Source organism: Luteimonas sp. A478, from assembly GCF_054052025.1.
The window spans coordinates 151,285-170,321 of the sequence record NZ_JBSVRF010000001.1 but is presented as its reverse complement, the minus strand read 5'-3'; the positions used below and the strand labels follow the sequence as shown (position 1 = coordinate 170,321).

At 64.9% G+C, this 19,037-nt stretch carries 16 protein-coding genes and 7 tRNA genes; 4 read left to right on the top strand and 19 right to left on the bottom strand.

The features are described 5' to 3' along the window. Window positions 1-3: 3 nt before the first annotated feature. From dnaQ to ACW7G3_RS00865, 3 genes are read right to left on the bottom strand one after another with little or no spacing between them, the layout of a single operon-like run. A complete protein-coding gene (gene dnaQ, locus ACW7G3_RS00875; protein ID WP_456981121.1) occupies window positions 4-732 on the bottom strand; it encodes a DNA polymerase III subunit epsilon in 729 nt (242 codons plus the stop codon). Window positions 733-788: 56 nt separating this feature from the next. Beyond that, window positions 789-1,256 (bottom strand): ribonuclease HI, encoded by a 468-nt coding sequence (rnhA, locus tag ACW7G3_RS00870; RefSeq protein ID WP_456980644.1) that lies wholly within the window; start codon window positions 1,254-1,256, stop codon window positions 789-791. Next, complete coding sequence (locus tag ACW7G3_RS00865) at window positions 1,253-1,906, bottom strand: hypothetical protein (protein ID WP_456980643.1); 654 nt, start codon at window positions 1,904-1,906, stop codon at window positions 1,253-1,255. Before ACW7G3_RS00865 ends, rnhA begins: the two co-directional genes overlap by 4 nt. A gap of 38 nt (window positions 1,907-1,944) precedes the next feature. Between ACW7G3_RS00865 and gloB the strand changes: the two genes are divergently transcribed. From gloB to ACW7G3_RS00850, 3 genes are read left to right on the top strand one after another with little or no spacing between them, the layout of a single operon-like run. Then, window positions 1,945-2,715: a hydroxyacylglutathione hydrolase gene (gloB, locus tag ACW7G3_RS00860; RefSeq protein WP_456980642.1), complete on the top strand. Its 771-nt coding sequence runs from the start codon at window positions 1,945-1,947 to the stop codon at window positions 2,713-2,715. Next, window positions 2,712-4,019: a transglycosylase SLT domain-containing protein gene (locus tag ACW7G3_RS00855; RefSeq protein ID WP_456980641.1), complete on the top strand. Its 1,308-nt coding sequence runs from the start codon at window positions 2,712-2,714 to the stop codon at window positions 4,017-4,019. The genes gloB and ACW7G3_RS00855 overlap by 4 nt, the downstream gene beginning before the upstream one ends. Window positions 4,020-4,049: 30 nt before the next feature. After that, entirely contained in the window at window positions 4,050-4,838 is a 789-nt protein-coding gene (locus ACW7G3_RS00850; RefSeq protein WP_456971614.1) for an enoyl-ACP reductase FabI, read from the top strand. Window positions 4,839-4,954: 116 nt separating this feature from the next. Here ACW7G3_RS00850 and ACW7G3_RS00845 read toward each other — a convergent pair whose 3' ends face one another. The 15 genes from ACW7G3_RS00845 to ACW7G3_RS00775 form a co-directional block, all read right to left on the bottom strand. Continuing rightward, the gene (locus ACW7G3_RS00845; RefSeq protein WP_456980639.1) at window positions 4,955-6,937 is read right to left on the bottom strand and encodes a SurA N-terminal domain-containing protein; all 1,983 of its coding nucleotides are present in this window, start codon (window positions 6,935-6,937) and stop codon (window positions 4,955-4,957) included. A 150-nt stretch (window positions 6,938-7,087) separates the two neighbouring features. Further along, window positions 7,088-7,164: transfer RNA gene (locus tag ACW7G3_RS00840), tRNA-Asp, on the bottom strand. Between the two features lie 27 nt (window positions 7,165-7,191). Further along, window positions 7,192-7,266: transfer RNA gene (locus ACW7G3_RS00835), tRNA-Val, on the bottom strand. Between the two features lie 12 nt (window positions 7,267-7,278). Beyond that, complete coding sequence (locus ACW7G3_RS00830; protein WP_343258166.1) at window positions 7,279-7,554, bottom strand: HU family DNA-binding protein; 276 nt, start codon at window positions 7,552-7,554, stop codon at window positions 7,279-7,281. 191 nt (window positions 7,555-7,745) lie between these two features. Beyond that, the gene (gene lon / locus ACW7G3_RS00825) at window positions 7,746-10,166 is read right to left on the bottom strand and encodes an endopeptidase La (RefSeq protein ID WP_456980638.1); all 2,421 of its coding nucleotides are present in this window, start codon (window positions 10,164-10,166) and stop codon (window positions 7,746-7,748) included. Window positions 10,167-10,359: 193 nt separating this feature from the next. Continuing rightward, window positions 10,360-10,902, bottom strand: a complete 543-nt coding sequence (locus ACW7G3_RS00820; protein WP_456980637.1) for a hypothetical protein — start codon at window positions 10,900-10,902, stop codon at window positions 10,360-10,362. Further along, window positions 10,899-12,119 (bottom strand): PAAR domain-containing protein, encoded by a 1,221-nt coding sequence (locus tag ACW7G3_RS00815; RefSeq protein WP_456971606.1) that lies wholly within the window; start codon window positions 12,117-12,119, stop codon window positions 10,899-10,901. Before ACW7G3_RS00815 ends, ACW7G3_RS00820 begins: the two co-directional genes overlap by 4 nt. A gap of 55 nt (window positions 12,120-12,174) precedes the next feature. Further along, window positions 12,175-13,458 carry an ATP-dependent Clp protease ATP-binding subunit ClpX gene (clpX, locus tag ACW7G3_RS00810; protein ID WP_456971604.1) on the bottom strand — a complete coding sequence of 428 codons (1,284 nt, stop codon included), beginning with the start codon at window positions 13,456-13,458 and terminating at the stop codon, window positions 12,175-12,177. Window positions 13,459-13,620: 162 nt separating this feature from the next. Beyond that, window positions 13,621-14,247, bottom strand: a complete 627-nt coding sequence (clpP, locus tag ACW7G3_RS00805) for an ATP-dependent Clp endopeptidase proteolytic subunit ClpP (protein ID WP_456971602.1) — start codon at window positions 14,245-14,247, stop codon at window positions 13,621-13,623. Window positions 14,248-14,299: 52 nt separating this feature from the next. Beyond that, window positions 14,300-15,604, bottom strand: a complete 1,305-nt coding sequence (tig, locus tag ACW7G3_RS00800) for a trigger factor (protein ID WP_456980636.1) — start codon at window positions 15,602-15,604, stop codon at window positions 14,300-14,302. A gap of 204 nt (window positions 15,605-15,808) precedes the next feature. Beyond that, window positions 15,809-15,894 (bottom strand) — tRNA-Leu (locus tag ACW7G3_RS00795). 66 nt (window positions 15,895-15,960) lie between these two features. Continuing rightward, window positions 15,961-16,036: transfer RNA gene (locus tag ACW7G3_RS00790), tRNA-Lys, on the bottom strand. 74 nt (window positions 16,037-16,110) lie between these two features. Then, window positions 16,111-16,187: transfer RNA gene (locus ACW7G3_RS00785), tRNA-His, on the bottom strand. A 41-nt stretch (window positions 16,188-16,228) separates the two neighbouring features. Continuing rightward, a tRNA-Arg gene (locus tag ACW7G3_RS00780) sits at window positions 16,229-16,305 on the bottom strand. A gap of 42 nt (window positions 16,306-16,347) precedes the next feature. Further along, window positions 16,348-16,424 (bottom strand) — tRNA-Pro (locus tag ACW7G3_RS00775). Window positions 16,425-16,620: 196 nt separating this feature from the next. On the opposite strand from ACW7G3_RS00775, the gene ACW7G3_RS00770 reads away from it, so the two are divergent. Then, window positions 16,621-17,382: a Bax inhibitor-1/YccA family protein gene (locus tag ACW7G3_RS00770; RefSeq protein ID WP_456980635.1), complete on the top strand. Its 762-nt coding sequence runs from the start codon at window positions 16,621-16,623 to the stop codon at window positions 17,380-17,382. A 189-nt stretch (window positions 17,383-17,571) separates the two neighbouring features. On the opposite strand, the gene ACW7G3_RS00765 is transcribed toward ACW7G3_RS00770, so the two are convergent. Continuing rightward, window positions 17,572-19,029, bottom strand: coding sequence for a Na+/H+ antiporter NhaC family protein (locus ACW7G3_RS00765; protein ID WP_456980634.1), 1,458 nt, complete (start codon window positions 19,027-19,029; stop codon window positions 17,572-17,574). Window positions 19,030-19,037: the final 8 nt, after the last annotated feature.

Here is a 19,037-nt window from a genome sequence, read left to right as displayed (position 1 = left end):
ATCTCAGGCCGGTTCGGCCTCGCGCTCGACCATCTGGTCCGGTGTCTGCCAGAGATTGCGACCGGCGCGGGCGCTGATCGCTTCCACCCGGGCTGCATGCAGGGCCAGCTCCTCTTCCGTTGGCACCACCCGCGGCCTGGGGCCGGCTGGCGGCGCCGAACCCAGTGAAGCCACCGCCGCAGCCGGCTCGAACGCGGCAAAGCCGATCTCCCTCTGGCCCGCGGTCAGCGCCAGATACACCTCCGCCAGCAGCTGGGCGTCCAGCAGCGCGCCGTGCAGCTGCCTGTGGGCGTTGTCCACGCCCAGGCGCCGGCACAGGGCGTCGAGCGAGTTGCGCTGGCCGGGGTAGCGCTGGCGCGCAAGGTCCAGCGAGTCCAGCACCATGACCCGGTCTGTCATGCAGCCGTAGCTGCTGCCCAGCCGGCCCAGCTCGGAATCAAGGAACCCGATATCGAACGCGGCGTTGTGGATCACCAGCTCGGCGCCATCCACGAAGGCGAGAAATTCGTCGACCACGTCTTCGAACAGGGGCTTGTCGGCCAGGAACTCGAGCGTGAGCCCGGTGACTTCCTGCGCCCCCTGCTCGAACTCACACTTGGGGTTGATGTACTGGTGCCAGGTGCGCCCGGTGGGTCGGCGCTCGATCAGCTCGACGCAGCCGATCTCCACCACCCGGTTGCCCTTTCTCCACTCCAGGCCGGTGGTTTCCGTATCAAGGACGATCTGGCGGATGGATTCGGAACTGGTTGATTCTGTATTGGACATTGGATGACCCGGAGTCTTTCGCTCTATTGGATGGCGGCTGCGAGGTTGGCCTTGCAGCGTTCCGCCTGGTCGCGGGCCAGGGTATCGACGCGCTCGTTGTCAGGATCGCCGGAATGGCCCTTGACCCAGCGCCAGTCGATTTCGTGGCGCTGCGCGGCCGAATGCAGGCGCTGCCACAGGTCCTGGTTCTTGACCGGCGCACCGGCAGCGGTGCGCCAGTTGCGGCGCAGCCAGTTCGGCATCCACTCGGTGATGCCCTTGCGCACGTATTGCGAATCGGTGTGGAGCACCACGTCACAGGGCTCGGACAGCGCCTCCAGCGCGCGGATCGCGGCCATCAGCTCCATGCGGTTGTTGGTGCTCTGGTCTTCCCCGCCTGCCAGCTCCTTTTCCCTCTGGCCATAGCGCAGCAGCGCGGCCCAGCCGCCCGGCCCGGGATTGCCCAGGCAGGCGCCATCGGTGTGGATCTGGACTTGTTTGAGGGTACTCATCCTGTACTCAATCCTTGCTGGAAATGAAGCTGACGTACGCCGCCGGGCGTAGGCGTCAGCGGCATGGCGCGCTTTTCCGCACGCAGCGCATAGGCCGCGCGCAGGCCAGGTCCGCTGCCTGCCCCGGGGCGCGCCTGGATGCGCCAGACCGGGCCCACTCCCTGGGAGACCGGATCGGGCTCCAGCCCCACCCGACGCAGGCGCCGACGCCAGGTCAGCGGTTCACTGGCGGGCAGACCGGCACCTTGCCAGCGCAGCCGATAGGGAGACAGCGGGTTCAGCGCGAACAGGTGCAGGCGCCCGCCCTCCACCAGCACCCTGGCGCACTCACCCAGGAGCTCCGCAAGCCCCTCCCCGGCAGGCACGTGCTGCAGCACCACCGTGGCGACCGATTCACTGGCCAGCGGAAGCGGCAGGCGACAGCGCACCTGGCCTTCCCAATCGCCGCCATTGGCCACCAGGCACAGGCCGCGACCGGGGCCATCGACCTTGACCGGACCGGGAGAAAACCACAGCCACGGCAGCGCCGGCCGCTCCGACAGCGTGCGTCGGATCAGCGGGATTTCGCTTTCGATCAGCGCCTGGCCGGGCTCGGAATCAAACCAGGAGCGGCGGGCGGCGGGTTGACCTGCTGGTAAATTCGCGGGCATGGTCCCCATTCTACTGGGTGCCGGGGAGCCGGTTCGCGATGCAAGCCACCCCTCTGAGGGCTTTGACCGACAACTACATCTGGACCATGGACGGGCCGGACGGGCACATGCTCGTGGTGGATCCCGGGGAGGCCGGTCCGGTGCTGGAAGAAGCCGCACGCAGCGGCCGGACGCCGGCCGCGATTCTGCTGACCCACCATCACCACGACCACGTTGGCGGCGTGCCGGCGCTGCTGGAGCGCTGGCCGGGGCTGCCGGTCTACGCTCCGGATGATGAGCGGATTCCCGACGCGACCATCCGGGTGGGCGACGGAGACACGATCCAACCCGGCCCGTGGCGCTTCGAGGTGATCACCGTACCGGGCCATACGCGCAGCCATATCGCCTTCCACGGCCACGGCACGCTGTTCTCCGGCGACACGTTATTCAGCCTGGGTTGCGGGCGCCTGTTCGAGGGTAGCCCGGCACAGATGCTCCAGTCGCTGGATCGCCTGGCCGCCTTGCCGCCGCAGACACTGGTCTGCTGCGGGCATGAATACACGCGCAGCAATGCCGCTTTCGCCTTGGCAGTAGAGCCGGGGAATGCGGAGCTGCGCGAACGTAGTGAGGAAGTCGAGCGCATGCGCGCCCAGGATCAGCCCACATTGCCGTCCACCCTCGCCCAGGAACTGGCCTGCAACCCGTTCCTGCGCATCGACGTGCCGCAGGTGCGCGCCGCCCTCGCCGGCCGGGTGGGCGCCGGCCAGGCCGAAGACCGGGTGGCCCAGTTTGCTGCGCTGCGCGCCTGGAAGGACACCTTCAGCGGATGACCGCTGGACGGACCCGTTGTGCCGGAGTGCTTGCTGCCGCGCTGCTGGGCGCGCTGTGCGCGCTACCGGTCTGGGCCGCCAGCACCCGCGGCACGGCCATGGGCTTGCAGATGCCGGCCATTGCGGGCTCCACCGGACATACCGCCGAGGCCCTGCAACCAATCTCCCGCAGCGGCCGGGACATCTACAACCAGTTCCGCGACGGGCTGTCGGACCAGGAATGCGCGGTGGACTCCAGCGACCGCTGGCGACAGCATTTCGCCCATGTCCCGCGTGATCTTGCCGAACGCCCGGATCGACTGCTGCCGCTGTTCGGCTACGTGGTCGATGCGCTGCGTGAGTACCACCTGCCCACCGAGTACGCGCTGATCCCGTTCGTCGAGAGCGGCTACCGGCCGGGCGCGCGCAGTCCATCGGGGCCGACCGGCCTGTGGCAGTTCATCACCGCCACCGCCCGCAACCACGAGGTCACGATCCGGCCCGGTTACGACGGCCGGCTCTCGCCGGTGGAGTCGACTACCGCCGCGGTGCGCTACCTGCGCACCCTGCATGGCATGTTTGCCGGCGACTGGCGGCTGGCCGTCATGGGCTACAACGCCGGTGAATACCGGATCTTCGGCGCATTGCGCAACGCCGGTCAGCGGGCCATGGATGCCGAACACGAGAAGCTGGCCGTGCCACCCATCACCCGTGCCTACGTACGCAAGCTGCAGGCCCTGGCGTGCCTGCTGGTGGAGGCCGGCGAGCGCGAGGAGTGGCTGGAGGCGATTGATCAGACCGTGCCGGTGCTGGCCGCCGCCTCGCTGCCGGCCAACGTGCGCCAGCTGGACACCTGGGCCAACCGCAGGGGGCTTGATCCCGCGCTGGTCAGACACTTCAATCCGGTGTTCGCCAACGGCAACGTGGCCAGCGGCAACCGCGGCCAGTCGGTGCTGGCACCAGCCCCCGCCGAGCACGCCCTGGCTGCGCTGCAGGTGGAGGCGGCGCCGATCACCCGCCCGCCCGAGGTGGCGCCCGGCCGCCGGGCCAAGGAGGACGGCCCTATCTTCCTCGCTGATGCCAGCGACCTGGTCGAGGACGAGACAACTGGGGCCACCATGCCGCCGGCAATCACCCGGTCCGGGCCCCGGGTGCACACGGTGACGCGGGGCGAGTCGATCTGGCGCATCGCCCGTCACTATGGGCTGGGCGCGGCACAGTTGCTGCTGCGCAACGGGCTTGAGGCCAGCAGCGTGATCCAGCCCGGCATGGTGCTGCAGATCGACGAAGGCCGCCCCGGTGAACAGCCGCACATGGCAAACTAGTACGGTTGTTCAACCGCGAGATCACTATCCATGGGTTTTCTGAAAGGCAAGCGCGCCCTGATCACGGGCATCGCAAGTCAGCGTTCGATCGCCAATGGCATCGCCGAGGCGATGCACCGGGAAGGGGCCGAGCTGGCCTTCACTTACCAGAATGACAAGCTCAAAACGCGCGTGGAGGACGTCGCCTCGCGCCTGGGTGGCGGGCCTTCGTTCCCGCTTGATGTCACCGATGATGGCCAGATTGATGCCCTTTTCACCGACCTGGGCAAGCATTGGACCGACGGCTTCGACATCCTCGTCCACGCCATCGCCTTCGCCCCGCGCGAAGCCATCGCAGGCGAGTTCCTGGACGGGCTTTCGCGCGAAGCGTTCGCGACGGCCCATGACATTTCCGCGTATTCCTTCGCGGCCCTGGCCAAGGGCGCCCGACCGCTGATGCAGGGCCGCAATGGCTCCATGCTCACGCTGACCTACCTGGGCGCCGTGCGTACCCTGCCCAGCTACAACGTGATGGGCGTGGCCAAGGCCAGCCTGGAAGCGACCATGCGCTACCTGGCCTACAACCTGGGGCCCGAGGGCATCCGCGTGAACGCCATCTCGGCCGGGCCGATCAAGACCCTTGCCGCAGCCGGCATCGGCGGCTTCCGCAAGATCCTGGGCCACGTGGAAGCCGAGGCACCGCTGCGGCGCACGGTGAGCATCGAGGACGTTGGTAACGTTGCTGCGTTCCTGAGTTCGGACCTGGCAGCCGGGGTCACCGGCGAGGTCACCTACGTGGACGGCGGCTACAACATCGTCAGCATGACCGGAATCGAATGAGCTGGACGGGGCCATGCCCCTGACACTCCTGCAATAAAAAAGACCCGGGCTCGCACCCGGGTCTTTTTTGCCTCCTGCGCCAGCAGGCGCGGGAGGCCGTTACGTGACCGCCCCGCTCAGAGCTGGGATTCGATCACCGTCACTTTCATCTGCTGGCGCAGGGCGCGCAGCACCGAAGCAGCCGCATCGTTGCCGGCAGCCACCTGCAGTTGCTGGGCCAGCATGGCGCGCTCCTGCTCACTGGCGTCCTCGGGATTGCCCGGGTTCACCGCGGTCACTTCGAACACCACGATATGTCCGTCATCCAGCACCACCTTGCCGGGAGTGGTGCCACCCTCTGCCGGCGCTTCGGCGGAGAAGTAGGCTTCAACCGCGGCTGGATGCGGCACCGGCGTGCCACGCGGCACGCCCGGCACTTCCTGCACGGCCAGCTCTTCCTCCTCGGCAATCCCGCTCAGCGAGGCACCCTGGCGCATACGCTCGATCATGCCGTCAGCCTGGGCGATGGCGCGATTGGTAGCGCGGTCCACGCGGATCGCGGTAATCACCTCGTCGCGGACCTCCTCCCGCGGGCGGGCGCGCTCAGGGGAATGTCCAGTCACGCGGATCAGGACGCTGTGGTTTGGGCCGATGTCGATCGGATCGCTGACCGTCTGGTCCTCGATCAGGCTTTCCGTGAACGCAGCGCGCTGCAGCGCCGGATGGGCAATTACGCCCTCTCCTTCGCCACGGGCGAACGGCCCGGCCTGCTTCACCTCGAACCCGCCGATCGCCGCTGCGGGCGCCAGTGAGTTCGGATCACGGTAAGCCTGGTCCACCACGGTCCCCACCAGATTGCTGTAGGCACGCTCGCGTGCGCTGCCCGACAACTCCTCCAGCAGCTGGTCGCGCACGTCTTCAAAGGCAACCGTGTCGCCATCGCCCTGCACTTCGCGCAGCTGCAATACGTGCCAGCCGAAGTCGGTCCTGACCGGTCCGTGTACGTCGCCCGGTTCCATTTCGAACAGCGCCTGCTCGAACTCGGGCACCATTTCACCCGGCTGCACCCAACCCAGGTCACCGCCCATTTCGGCCGAACCGAAGTCCGCCGAATGCTCGCGGGCCAGCGCAGCGAAGTCCGCATCCGCAGCCGCGGCCTGCTCGGCCAGCTCGCGCGCCCGGGCTTCCGCTGCCTGCGACTCCGCGGTTGTGGCGTCGGCCGGCACTTCAATCAGGATGTGCGATGCCAGACGCTGTTCATCGCCAGCAAAGCGCGCGCGCTCGCTCGCAAAATGAGCGCGCAACTCCTCTTCCGTCGGCTCATCTTCGATCGCCAGGCCCGCGGCCTGCATTTCGATGTATTCGATGGTGACCGTCTCGGGCGCGCGATATTCGGCGCTGTTGGCCTGGTACCAGGCCTGGATCTCCTCGTCGCCAACCTCTTCCGCGTCGGGTTCGGGCACCGGGATCACCGCGAAAGACACATCGCGACGCTCGCCAAGCAGTACCAGCAGCCGGTCGATCCTGGCCCGGGTCACGAACGCCGACTCGGCTACCTGCACCGGGATCAGCGACTGCTGCAGGCTCTCGCGGACCAGATTCTCGAATTGGGCCGGGCTCTGCGCCGGTACCTGCGACTGCAGTGCCACCTGGTAACGCTGCAGGTCGAACCGGCCATCCACCTGGAATGCGGGGATCTGCTGGATCTGCGCAGCGACCTGCGCATTGCCGACCGCAATGCCACGGCTGTCGGCAGTCAGCCTCAGCACGGTCTGGTCGATCAGCCCCTCAAGCACCTGGCGACGGCTCTCGATGGATTCGAAGCTGCGCGGATCATACGCGTCGCCCAGCTGGATGCGGCGCTGCTGCCGCTCCTGTTCGAATGCCCGCCGGAAGTCTTCGGCCTCGATGGTTTCGCTGCTCCACACCAGCTTGCGGACCGGCCACAGGTCGGGAGCGCCGCGCCACCACGAAGGCGGGGCTTCCACCTTGGCCGCGTAACTGGCGCCGCTCTGGAACAGGTACTGCTCCATCCCGAAGAACGCGAACGGAATTGCCAGCAGGATCACGATTCCAATCGCGATCCAACCGGTCATCTTGTCTCTGAGTGCTTGCAGCATTGTATGTACAGACCCTGGAGGTAGCCGCGCATTTTAAACCGGATTGCACCACCGCAGGCGCTGGGCTGCTGGAGGGCACGATCATGCGCTGTGGATGAAAATCCTTAAAAGCAAAAACCCCTGCCGAAGCAGGGGTTTTTGGGTCGTAAATGGCGGAGCGGACGGGACTCGAACCCGCGACCTCCGGCGTGACAGGCCAGCATTCTAACCAACTGAACTACCGCTCCGCACTTGAAACCTTTTGAAGCCTGGCGTGGTGGGTGCTGAGGGTTTCGAACCCCCGACCCTCGCCTTGTAAGGGCGACGCTCTACCACTGAGCTAAGCACCCCGACTAAGACGATTAGTTTACAGCGTCCTTCAGAGCTTTGCCAGCCTTGAATGCAGGATTCTTTGCGGCCGGGATCTGGATCTCTTCGCCGGTGCGCGGGTTGCGGCCGGTACGTGCAGCGCGGTCGCGCACTTCGAAGGTGCCGAAGCCGGCGATGGCAACGCTGTCGCCGCGGCCGAGGGTGCTGGTAATGGTATCGAACACCGTATCCACGGCGCTGGTCGCGTCGGCGCGGGTAAGGCCAGCCTTGGCGGCCACGGCTTCGATGATGTCACTCTTCTTCGTCATGTCTTTCGTAACTCCTGATGCGACCCGGGTCGCGTTGATTTCGAACGGCCAAACGCTCGATGCGGAGCGGCCAACCCGCTGGATGAAGCCGCTGACAGGTGACTTTATACCAGTGCGCGCCATCGGCACGCAACCGAAAAATCCCACAACCGCGCCACTTTCAGCCTCCCTGCCACAGCCTCGCGCATGCGTCAATGCTTGCTGACGGGTGCCCTTTCACGCGCTTTTGCCGGCTTGGCGATCACGCCTTCCGCCGCCTTTGCCGCTCGCTGCGGCAGCGGTCGTTCCAACGCAATGTCGAGCACTTCCTCGATCCACTTCACCGGAATGATCTCCAGGTCTTCGGTCACGTTTTTCGGCAGATCAGTCAGGTCCTTGCGGTTGTCCTCGGGAATGATGACCGTACGGATGCCTCCGCGCAGGGCCGCCAGCAGCTTCTCTTTCAGCCCGCCGATCTCGGTCACCTTGCCACGCAGGGTGATCTCACCGGTCATGGCCACATCCGAGCGCACCGGGATCTTGGCCAGCATGGAGACCAGCGCCGTGGTGATGGCAATGCCTGCGCTCGGACCATCCTTCGGGGTCGCGCCATCCGGCACGTGAACGTGGATGTCGCGCTTCTGCAGCCATTCAATGTCAACGTCGATCTGGTCCGCACGCGCGCGCACGATGGAGTGCGCAGCGGAGGCGGATTCCTTCATCACGTCGCCCAGCTGGCCGGTGAGGATCAGGTTGCCCTTGCCCTGCATGTGCGTGGCTTCGATCTGCAGCAGATCGCCGCCCACCTCGGTCCAGGCCAGGCCGGTGACCATGCCGACCTCGTTGTCCTGCTCTGCGCGGCCAAAGTCGAAGCGGCGCACGCCCAGGTACTTCTCCAGGTTCTTCGAAGTGACGCTGATCGCCTTGACCTTCTTCTTCGGACCGGCCAGCGCGATTTCCTTGACCACCTTGCGGCAGATCTTGGCGATCTCGCGCTCCAGGTTGCGCACGCCGGACTCGCGCGTGTAGTAGCGCACGATGTCGCGGATCGCGCCTTCGGCGATCTTCAGCTCTTCTTCCTTCAGGCCGTTGGCCTTGAACTGCTTGCGCAGCAGGTAGCGCATCGCAATGTTGAGCTTCTCTTCCTCGGTGTAGCCGGGGATGCGGATCACTTCCATACGATCCAGCAGCGGGCCGGGGATGTTGAGCGAGTTGGCGGTGGCGATGAACATCACCTCCGACAGGTCCAGGTCCACCTCGAGGTAGTGATCGTTGAAGGCGTCGTTCTGCTCCGGGTCCAGCACCTCCAGCAGCGCCGATGACGGATCGCCGCGGAAGTCCATCGACATCTTGTCGATCTCATCGAGCACGAACAGCGGGTTCTTGGTGCCGGCCTTGGTGAGGTTCTGCACGATGCGGCCCGGCATCGAACCCACGTAGGTGCGGCGGTGACCGCGGATCTCGGCCTCGTCGCGCACACCACCCAGGCTCATGCGCACGAACTTGCGGTTCGTGGCCTTGGCGATCGACTGGCCAAGCGAGGTCTTGCCCACGCCGGGCGGGCCGACCAGGCACAGGATCGCGCCCTTCATGTTCTTCACCCGGGTCTGCACGGCCAGGTATTCGAGGATCCTTTCCTTCACCTTCTCAAGGCCGTAGTGGTCGGCGTCCAGCACTTCCTGGGCTACGTTGAGGTCCTTGCGCACGCGGCTGCGCTTCTTCCACGGCACGCCGAGCAGCCATTCCAGGTAATTGCGCACCACCGCGGCCTCGGCCGACATGGGCGACATCTGCTTGAGCTTGTTGAACTCGCTCTTCGCCTTGGCCTCGACCTCCTTGGGCATGCCGGCCTCGGCAATCTTGCGGGCGATCTCTCCCATGTCGTTGGGCGCGTCGTCGATCTCGCCCAGCTCCTTCTGGATCGCCTTCATCTGCTCGTTGAGGTAGTACTCGCGCTGGCTCTTCTCCATCTGCCCCTTCACGCGGCCGCGGATGCGCTTTTCCATCTGCTGCACGTCGATCTCACCGTCCACCAGGCCCACCAGGGCCTCCAGGCGGTCACCGATCTCTGCTGTCTCCAGCAGCTTCTGCTTGTCGGCCAGGCGCACGCCCAGGTGCGCGGCGATCGTGTCGGCCAGGCGTCCCGGCTCGTCGATGCCCGAGACCGTCTGCAGCAGCTCCGGCGGCAGCTTGCGGCTGGTTTTCACATACTGCTCGAACAGGGTCATGAGCGAACGGGCAACCGCCTCGATCTCACGCGCCTCGCGCCCGTCGCTCGTCTCGATTTCGACGCCCTGTCCCACCAGGCTGCCATCGCGCTCGGTCACCTCGCTGATCGCAGCGCGGGACACGCCTTCCACCAGCACCTTGATGGTGCCGTCGGGCAGCTTCAGCAGTTGCAGCACCTGCGCCAGGGTGCCGGTGGCGTACACGTCGTCGGCGGCGGGGTCGTCCACATCGGCCGACTTCTGCGCCACCAGCAGGATGCGTTTGTCGCCTTCCATGGCCATGTCCAGCGCACGGATGGACTTGTCCCGGCCAACGAACAGCGGGATCACCATGTGCGGAAACACCACGACGTCGCGCAGCGGCAGCACCGGCAGTTCAAGGATTTCGGTAGTGGGAGTGCTCATCAGGGCTCCGGAAATTCATGTTCAGGGCCGGCTTCATCCGGCATGCCTTCCGTTATGGGGCCCCCAGGGTAAGGATGCAAGCACCCCGCGCCCGTTCCTTCACCAACTGATCTGCCCTCTCTGGACTGTGTCCGGAAGGATCGAAACGCGAATACCACTTCGCTCCCCGCGGAGGTTGTCAGCGAACTTCGGACTATCGCGATCTTCCAGCGCTGGCCGGCTGTCCCGACCTGCACTTCTCCCATGGGTAGCTGCCCAGCTCTTCATTCCATTGGACGGGAACAATGGGATCCTCTTCCCGGCCGGAGAGGCAGAAATAGGCGCGGAAGCGCATGTTGTCCCGGCGCTCCCCCACGTCTGTATTCAGGAAAACCTCGTATCGCTTACCGGCCTGCAAAGCCTTGGCCTCAACGTCGGTGGCCATGTCTGGTACGAGCCCGTACTCCAGGCACCCCCCCTGGGACAAGGCCACTCCGTCCGGGGATCCGGCACTCGCCATCCATACGATTCTTGCCTCCGAGCCATCCGCATGAATCTCTGAAACGGAAATCAACGCCACGCGCAGGACCTCCCTGTCGCCTGTTGGAACCTCGGCCGGCGAAAAACACGGCACGCCCTGCCTGTTCTCAACCTTCGCATCCCACATCTTCAGGCTGGCCTGGCAAGCCGTCGGCATGCTCAACACAATCAGCGCAGAGAGTATCCATTTCCAAGACCCGGAAAAGCTTTTTGTCATGGCAGGTTCCGCCTGTCGCTGGGACGCTCGATAAATTCAGCCAGTACCTGTTCGAACAATGCCAAGGCCTGGGGGTCGTTTCTGTGATTGGCCTCCGCGAGCATGCCAGGCAGGCCCTTGAACTTCAGGACGTAATAGTCAGCAAGGATGTTTCCCTGCGCCTCCATGTTGAAGTCGCCGAGCTTTTTACCGGGCTCAAGCTTGTACCTGTAGGAGAGTCCCATTCTCAGGGCTCCCCGCCACTTCACGGGATACCCGAGCTGATGCTGCCAAACGTGCGTCATTTCGTGCATGAGCCACATCTGATCGGAAAGAGTGGACGACGAAAAGTCTTCCTTGAAGTACTTCGGATTGAAGTAGATGTGCCCATTCGGAGCCATCGCCGTGTCGTCCGGCTGCAGTCCGAACCACAGGTATTCCTGGTTGTGGATCCGGACTTTTGAATAATCGATGGCGTCGCCAAATACCAGACGCGACATCGCGATCTCCCCCTGGGTCAGTCCCCGCGCCTCACCTTTGGGAGTCGTCACCTGGTGAACCGAAACTCCAAACCCTTCCGCACTGGTCGTCACTCCTTCCAATGCGATCTCGAGCGGATCCAATGACTCCGGGCAGTGATGGGCATGCGCGGGGCAGCACACCACATCTTCCGGATTCAAAACGACCTTGACGATCCGCTGTGGCGTTTGCGTGACCACGCGGGCCGTGTTCCCGGCATCATCCGTCCGCCCTTCAAGACAGGATCCATCCTCCAGGTGAAGGGCATAGGCGGTACCGCACAGCGCCCGCCCAGACCCGTCAACGAGACACAGCCCCTGATCGAACTCACCCACCGGGGCACTCGTCGCAGTCTCCTCAGCGGCATTGCGAAGTTTCGCAACTGCTGCTGCAACGCCTGCAACCGCCGCTGAAGATGCCAGCCCACCCGTTCCGCTCGCTCCCCCTCCACCCGCATCCACAAACACCCGCACCTGCTGCGCCGACAGCACCTTGCAGCCACAGGCCAGCGAGCTGCCGTGCAGGGCCACGGGCTGGCCGTCCACAATCAGGGTGGAGTCGCCGTCAACTATGGGAAAGGCGCCCTTGTGACTTGGGCAGGTGGCCTGGTCGTTGACCCGGGCCACGGGAATGCCGTCGATATCGGTGAACGGCGAGCCGGTGATGACGCTGCCGCCGCTGCTGGTCGGGTCCCCGACCACGATCCAGTTCCTTGCCATCATGCGCTCCTTGCACGATCGGCGGGCCCTGTGCCCGCCGTTGGAATCCTTCCCGCTATTCGGCCGAGGCCACCTTTTGCGAAGGCGGGTTCTGGTAGATGAGGTACGGCTCGGACTTGTGCTCGATCACCGACTCGTCCACTACCACCTTGCTCACGTTCTCAAGTGACGGCAGCTCGTACATGGTGTCCAGCAGCACCGATTCGACGATGGTGCGCAGCCCGCGCGCACCGGTCTTGCGCTTGATCGCCTTGCGCGCGATGGCGGCCAGGGCGTCCTCGCGGAACTCCAGTTCCGCGCCTTCCATCTCGAACAGCTTCTTGAACTGTTTGGTGATGGCGTTCTTCGGCTCGGTGAGGATCTTGATCAGTGCTTCCTCATCCAGCTCCTCGAGCGTGGCGACCACCGGCAGGCGGCCGACGAACTCGGGGATCAGGCCGAACTTGATCAGGTCTTCGGGCTCCACGTCGGCCAACACCTTGCCGGTGTCGGCCTTGCGCTCGCTGCTCCTGACCTTGGCCGAGAAACCGATGCCGCCACCGTCGCTGGTGCGCTGCTGGATGATCTTGTCCAGGCCGGCGAATGCGCCACCCACGATAAACAGGATATTGCTGGTATCGACCTGCAGGAACTCCTGCTGCGGATGCTTGCGCCCACCCTGCGGCGGTACGCTGGCCATGGTGCCCTCGATCAGCTTGAGCAGCGCCTGCTGCACGCCTTCGCCGGACACGTCGCGGGTGATCGACGGGTTCTCGCTCTTGCGCGAGATCTTGTCGATCTCGTCGATGTACACGATGCCCTGCTGCGCCTTCTCGACGTCGTAGTCGCACTTCTGCAGCAGCTTCTGGATGATGTTCTCAACGTCCTCACCCACGTAACCGGCTTCGGTCAGCGTGGTGGCGTCGGCCATGGTGAACGGCACGTTGAGCATGCGGGCCAGGGTCTCGGCCAGCAGCGTCTTGCCCGAACCGGTGGGGCCGACCAGCAGGATGTTGGACTTGGCCAGTTCGACCTCGTCGCTCTTCTGCCTGCTTTCGATGCGCTTGTAGTGGTTGTAGACCGCCACCGCCAAGGTGCGCTTTGCCCGCTTCTGGCCGATCACGTATTCGTCCAGCACCTCGAGGATTTCCTTCGGCTTGGGCAGCGAGCTGCGCGCCGACTGGGCCTTTTCCTCAAGCTCCTCGCGGATGATGTCGTTGCACAGCTCCACGCACTCATCACAGATGAACACGCTGGGGCCCGCAATCAGCTTGCGCACCTCGTGCTGGCTCTTTCCACAGAAAGAACAGTAGAGGATCTTGCTGCTGTCGCCGGAACGGCCCTGGGAGTCATTGCTCATGCGTTGCTTACCCGCTGGTACGGCGCCCTGTGGCGCTGGATCGATTTGAGAATAGCATAGCGATTACGCCACGCCAGCGCCGCACCGGCGCGCAGAAACCTGTTGTTTGCCGGTGCTTTACGCGTAGCACTGCCAGTACGCAGACAGACAGCTGGAGACATCTCAGCCAGGCTGGATGGTCTCTTCGGGACGACGCTCGAGCACCTCGTCGACCAGGCCATACTCACGCGCGCCCTCGGCGCTCTTGAAGTTGTCGCGCTCGGTATCGGCCGAGATGGTATCCATGCTCTGCCCGGTGTGGCGCGAGAGGATCTCGTTCAAGCGCTGCTTGAGCGAGAGGATCTCGCGGGCATGGATCTCGATGTCGGTGGCCTGGCCCTGGAAGCCGCCCAGCGGCTGGTGGATCATGATCCTGGAGTTCGGCAACGCGTAGCGCTTGCCCTTGGCACCGGCCGCCAGCAGCAGCGCGCCCATGCTGGCCGCCTGGCCGACGCAGATGGTGCTTACGTCCGGCTTGATGAACTGCATGGTGTCGTAGATCGCCAGTCCGGCGGTGACAATGCCGCCCGGCGAGTTGATGTACAGGCTGATGTCCTTTTCCGGGTTCTCGGCTTCCAGAAACAGCAGCTGGGCGACGATCACGTTGGCCACGTGATCATCGACCGGACCAACCAGGAAGATCACCCGCTCCTTGAGCAAACGCGAATAGATGTCGTACGCGCGCTCTCCGCGGCTGGTCTGTTCGACCACCATCGGGACGAGGTTGAGGGCCTTGGGCTGGTTGATCATGCTGTCTGGTATCCGGCTTGGAAAGGCGGGGTTACCGCCGTGAAAGGAACGGTCACGCCTGCGGCGCGATCGCTTCCTGGAAGGTCAATTTCTCGTCGGTGTGCTGGGCGCGCTCGGCGATCCAGTCGATCACCTGCTCTTCCATCACCCGGTTCTGCAATCCTGTCATGAGTTGGGGGTCGTTGCGGTACAACTCAATGACCTGCTCCGGTTCCTCGTAGGTGGAAGCGATCAGGCGCAGGGTTTCATTCAGGCGCTTGGGGTCAAGCATCAGCTTGTTGGTGCGGGCGACTTCGCCTACCAGCAGGCCCATCAGAACGCGCCGACGCGCCACTTCCATGAACTGCTTGTGCGCGTCCGCTTCCAGGTCAGGCTCCTGGCGACCCTGGCGGCGGGCCTGCTGCAGCGCGTCCTCGGCCAGGGCACGGGCCTCGTTTTCAACCAGGCGCGGAGGCAGGTCCACATGCTCCCAGGTGGCCACCAGCTGCTCGCCCACTTCGCGGCGCAGGCGGCTCATCAGGGCGCCCTTGAGCTCGCGCTCCAGGTTGGTACGGATTTCGGTGCGGAACTGCTCCAGTTCGCCCTTCTTCACACCAAAGCTCTTGATGAAGTCGGCGTCGACCTCGGGCAGCATCTCTTCCGACACCCGCTCCACCTTCAGGTGGGCCTGGGCCTTCTTGCCGGCCAGCTGCGATACGCGCCAGTCGGCCGGGAACTCGACCTCGACGGTCTTTTCCTCACCGGCGGACATGCCCACCAGCGCTTCCTCCAGCGCCGGCAGCATGGCGCCCGAACCGATCACCAGGGTGCCTTTCTCGGAGCCTTCCGCCGGCAGGCGTTCGTCGCCGGCCTGCGACCAGGTCTCGATGTCCAGCGCGTCACCCTCGGCGGCCGGACGGGTCACCGCGGTCCAGCTCCTGCGCTGCTGGCGGAGGTTGTCGATCATGCGGTCGATGTCCTCGTCGGCGACTTCACCGGTATGACGGACCACGGTCAGCTTGGAGACGTCGATCTCGCCGAAGTCCGGAACGACTTCGAAGGTGGCCACGTAGGAGAATTCATCATCCCCTTCGGCGGGCTCGATGCGCGGGCTCCCGGCCACGCGCAGCTCATTGGCACGGATGGCGCCATCAAACTGCTCGCGCAGCAGGCGGTCCAGTACCTCGGCACGGACCTGCGCGCCAAAGCGCTGCTTGATCACGCTGGTGGGCACCTTGCCTGGGCGGAAGCCCTTGATGCGGGCGGTGCCGGCCATTTCGCGCAGGCGGCCGCCAACGTCGCTTTCCAACTGTTCTGCCGGAACCTGGAAAGTCATCCGGCGCTCGAGATTGCCGGTGGATTCGACCGAAACTTGCATAACCACTCCTGCACCGCGGCCATGGGCCGGGAATTTCATCATTGTCGGGATACCGGAACCGGGGGTGGCGTACCTGACGCCCGGGCTCCAGCGGAACGGGATATTGTGGCGGATTCGGGGGGCGGACGCTACAGGGCGGCGTGATCCGCGCGACTCGCGAACGCTCGTTCACCCACGTCCCAACGTGCCGACTCCACCTGGGACTGGTGCGAAAGGGGGGACTCGAACCCCCACGGGGACTACCCGCCAGAACCTAAATCTGGTGCGTCTACCAATTCCGCCACTTTCGCGATCACGTGCCGATTCTACCTTCGCCACAACGAAAAACGCCCGGCTGTGCCGGGCGCCTTCGGAGCTGGTGGGCCGTGATGGATTCGAACCATCGACCAGCGGATTAAGAGTCCGATGCTCTACCAACTGAGCTAACGGCCCGGGTAAATCGGGTGGCGCAGTGTAACGGCGCATTTCCCGGATGGCAATCGAAAAACACCGATGCCATGAAAAACTGGGGTGGCTGAGGGGATTCGAACCCCCGACCCCCGGAATCACAATCCGGTGCTCTAACCATCTGAGCTACAGCCACCACATCTGAAACACTTTACGAACCGCTTCGCGCCGCTGGATTGGCGCGCCCGGCAGGACTCGAACCTGCAACCACCGGCTTAGAAGGCCGGTGCTCTATCCGGTTGAGCTACGGGCGCCCGCGCCGGATTGTCGCATCGACTCCCGTCCGTGGCGACCGGTGGTCGGGGTAGAGGGATTCGAACCCCCGACATCCTGCTCCCAAAGCAGGCGCGCTACCAGACTGCGCTATACCCCGGCGATGCCAACGGTCCATTCCTGAATGTGCCGGCGACTTGCATCGTCGGCTCGGGAACCGCGTATTGTCCGGGGCGTGCGGGCCGGTGTCAATCAAGTTCCCGCCCTGTCCTGTTATGGGCGCTGCCATCAGGAATCCACCGCTTCACGTGTATCCTCTGCGCCAGCATCCATTCGAACAAATCAAAGAGGTATCCATGCGCAGCGGAAATCCCGCCCTCAAGGAATCCACATTCCTCGACCTGGGCAGCGGCACTGTCGTATCCCACCCTGACCAGGTGATGACCCTCAACGGCACCGCCAACAAGACCGGCCTGCTGTTGCTGCTGGCAACGCTCACCGCCGCCTGGGCCTGGAGCCAGGCGTTGACCCCGACCGGCGAGCCCGCCCCGGGCTTTGGCCTGTACATGTGGGGCGGCCTCATCGGCGGCTTCGTGCTGGCCATGGTGACGGTGTTCAAGAAGGAATGGGCGCCGGTCACCGCGCCGATGTACGCACTGGTCGAGGGCTTTTTCCTCGGCGCGATCTCGGCGATGTTCAACCATATGTACGAAGGCATTGTGATGCAGGCGGTGATGCTCACCTTCGCCACCCTGTTCGTCATGCTCTTCGCCTACCGCTCGGGGCTGATCAAGCCCACCGAGAAGTTCAAGATGGGCGTGGTGGCGGCCACCGGCGGGATCATGCTGGTGTACCTGGCCTCGATCGTGCTGGGCCTGTTCGGCATCAACATCCCGATGATCCACGAGTCGGGGCTGATCGGCATCGGCTTCAGCCTGTTCGTGGTGGTGATCGCGGCGCTGAACCTGGTGCTGGACTTCGACCTGATTGAAACCGGGGTGGAGCGCGGCGCGCCCAAGTTCATGGAGTGGTACGGCGCCTTCGCGCTGATGGTCACCCTGGTGTGGCTGTACATCGAGTTCCTGCGCCTGCTGGCCAAGCTGAACTCACGCAACTGACGGACTTCGCAGGCTTCATGAAAAGGGCGCCCCGGTGGCGCCCTTTTTTCGTCGCCGCACGGCAGGGGCGCGCCACGCGCGCGCCACCGCGTGACGTTGAGCGCCGCGGTGGCGCGCCGGTCCCGGCGTAGCGTCCGAAGCTTCTTCTTGCCGATAGGATTCACGCGGCTTCGCGCGCGTGGCGCGCTCCTACGGGATGCCGCGCTCCTGTGGAGTGGGGGCCGGCTTCGTCGGCCATAGCATGAATCCGATCGCCACCACCGCGAGGATCCAGCAGTAATAGACCTTGCCGGCCAGCGCCAGCGGCGAGACCGCCGCCAGCGAGGCCGCCAGCAGGATCTGCGCGCCGTACGGCAACACCCCCTGCATCACGCAGGCAAAGATGTCCAGCACGCTCGCCGAGCGACGTGGACTGATCCCGTGATGCTCGGCGATATCCTTCGCCACGCTGCCGCTGATCAGGATCGCCACGGTGTTGTTGGCGGTGAACGCGTCGGTGGTGGCCGACAGCGCCGCGATGCTGAACTCTCCCGTCCGCCGGCCGCGATGGCCGCGGGCGATGCGCGAGATCATCTGCGTCAGCCAGGCCAGACCGCCGCTGGCTTTCATCAACGCGCTCAACCCGCCGATCAGCAGCGACAGCAGCAGGATCTCCACCATGCTGTCAAAGCCCATCCAGATATCGCCCACGTAGGCCACCGCGTCGTAGCCATCTCCCAGCACCAGGCCGAACACGCCTGCCAGCGCCAGGCCGATCGACAGCACCACGAGCACGTCCAGGCCGGCCACCGCCAGCACCAGCACTACCAGATAAGGCAGCGCCAACCATGGCGAAATCCCCGCGCCCACATGCTCCACCGGAGCCGCATCCCCCATGAACAGCAGCAGGCCCATGGTGGCCAGCGCAGCTGGCATCGCGATCCGGAAGTTCTCCCGGAACTTGTCGCGCATCTGTGCACCCTGGGTGCGGGTCGCGGCGATGGTGGTATCCGAGATCACCGACAGGTTGTCCCCGAACATCGCCCCTCCGATCACCGCACCCACGACCAGCGCCCGATCGAACCCCGCAGCATCGGCCACGCCCAGTGCGATGGGCACCACCGCCGCGACGGTGCCCATCGAGGAGCCGATTGCAAGGGAGATGAAGCAGGCCAGCAGGAACAGGCCAGGCATGACCAGCGAAGCCGGCAATGCCCCCAGACCGAGCGCCACGACCGCATCCACCGCACCAATCGCATTGGATACATAGGCAAACGCCCCTGCCAGCAGGTAGATCAGGCACATCAGCACGATGTTGGAATCGCCCATGCCCTGCAGCAGCACTTCCCCGGCCTTCACCCCACGAAAGTGCGCCAGGCAGGCGGCCAGCGCCAGCGCCGGCAGGATCGCCACCGGCGCACGCAGCTGGTAGAAGCCCATCGGCTCGCCCTGGGCGGTGAAGTACAGGCCGGCTCCGAAAAACAGGGCCAGAAACAGCAGCAGCGGCGTGAGCGCCAGCGCGCTTGCGCGGGTGGTCATGGACAGGCGTTCCCCAGAGCGAAAGCACCGATTGTGATCGGCTTGGCCGCGCGCGTCACTGACCGCGACGGGACACTCGCGCGCTAGAAATGGAACGTTGCCACAACCGTGCCGGAGCGCATCAGGCACTCCGGCAC

Excerpts from the sequence above, each read along its gene's own strand:
- ACW7G3_RS00865 (WP_456980643.1), bottom strand. The coding sequence starts at position 1,906 with ATGCCCGCGAATTTACCAGCAGGTCAACCCGCCGCCCGCCGCTCCTGG.
- lon (WP_456980638.1), bottom strand. The coding sequence starts at position 10,166 with ATGAGCACTCCCACTACCGAAATCCTTGAACTGCCGGTGCTGCCGCTG.
- ACW7G3_RS00815 (WP_456971606.1), bottom strand. The coding sequence starts at position 12,119 with ATGGCAAGGAACTGGATCGTGGTCGGGGACCCGACCAGCAGCGGCGGC.
- ACW7G3_RS00820 (WP_456980637.1), bottom strand. The coding sequence starts at position 10,902 with ATGACAAAAAGCTTTTCCGGGTCTTGGAAATGGATACTCTCTGCGCTG.
- clpP (WP_456971602.1), bottom strand. The coding sequence starts at position 14,247 with ATGATCAACCAGCCCAAGGCCCTCAACCTCGTCCCGATGGTGGTCGAA.
- clpX (WP_456971604.1), bottom strand. The coding sequence starts at position 13,458 with ATGAGCAATGACTCCCAGGGCCGTTCCGGCGACAGCAGCAAGATCCTC.
- gloB (WP_456980642.1), top strand. The coding sequence starts at position 1,945 with ATGCAAGCCACCCCTCTGAGGGCTTTGACCGACAACTACATCTGGACC.
- ACW7G3_RS00850 (WP_456971614.1), top strand. The coding sequence starts at position 4,050 with ATGGGTTTTCTGAAAGGCAAGCGCGCCCTGATCACGGGCATCGCAAGT.
- tig (WP_456980636.1), bottom strand. The coding sequence starts at position 15,604 with ATGCAAGTTTCGGTCGAATCCACCGGCAATCTCGAGCGCCGGATGACT.
- rnhA (WP_456980644.1), bottom strand. The coding sequence starts at position 1,256 with ATGAGTACCCTCAAACAAGTCCAGATCCACACCGATGGCGCCTGCCTG.
- ACW7G3_RS00855 (WP_456980641.1), top strand. The coding sequence starts at position 2,712 with ATGACCGCTGGACGGACCCGTTGTGCCGGAGTGCTTGCTGCCGCGCTG.
- ACW7G3_RS00830 (WP_343258166.1), bottom strand. The coding sequence starts at position 7,554 with ATGACGAAGAAGAGTGACATCATCGAAGCCGTGGCCGCCAAGGCTGGC.
- ACW7G3_RS00845 (WP_456980639.1), bottom strand. The coding sequence starts at position 6,937 with ATGCTGCAAGCACTCAGAGACAAGATGACCGGTTGGATCGCGATTGGA.
- ACW7G3_RS00770 (WP_456980635.1), top strand. The coding sequence starts at position 16,621 with ATGCGCAGCGGAAATCCCGCCCTCAAGGAATCCACATTCCTCGACCTG.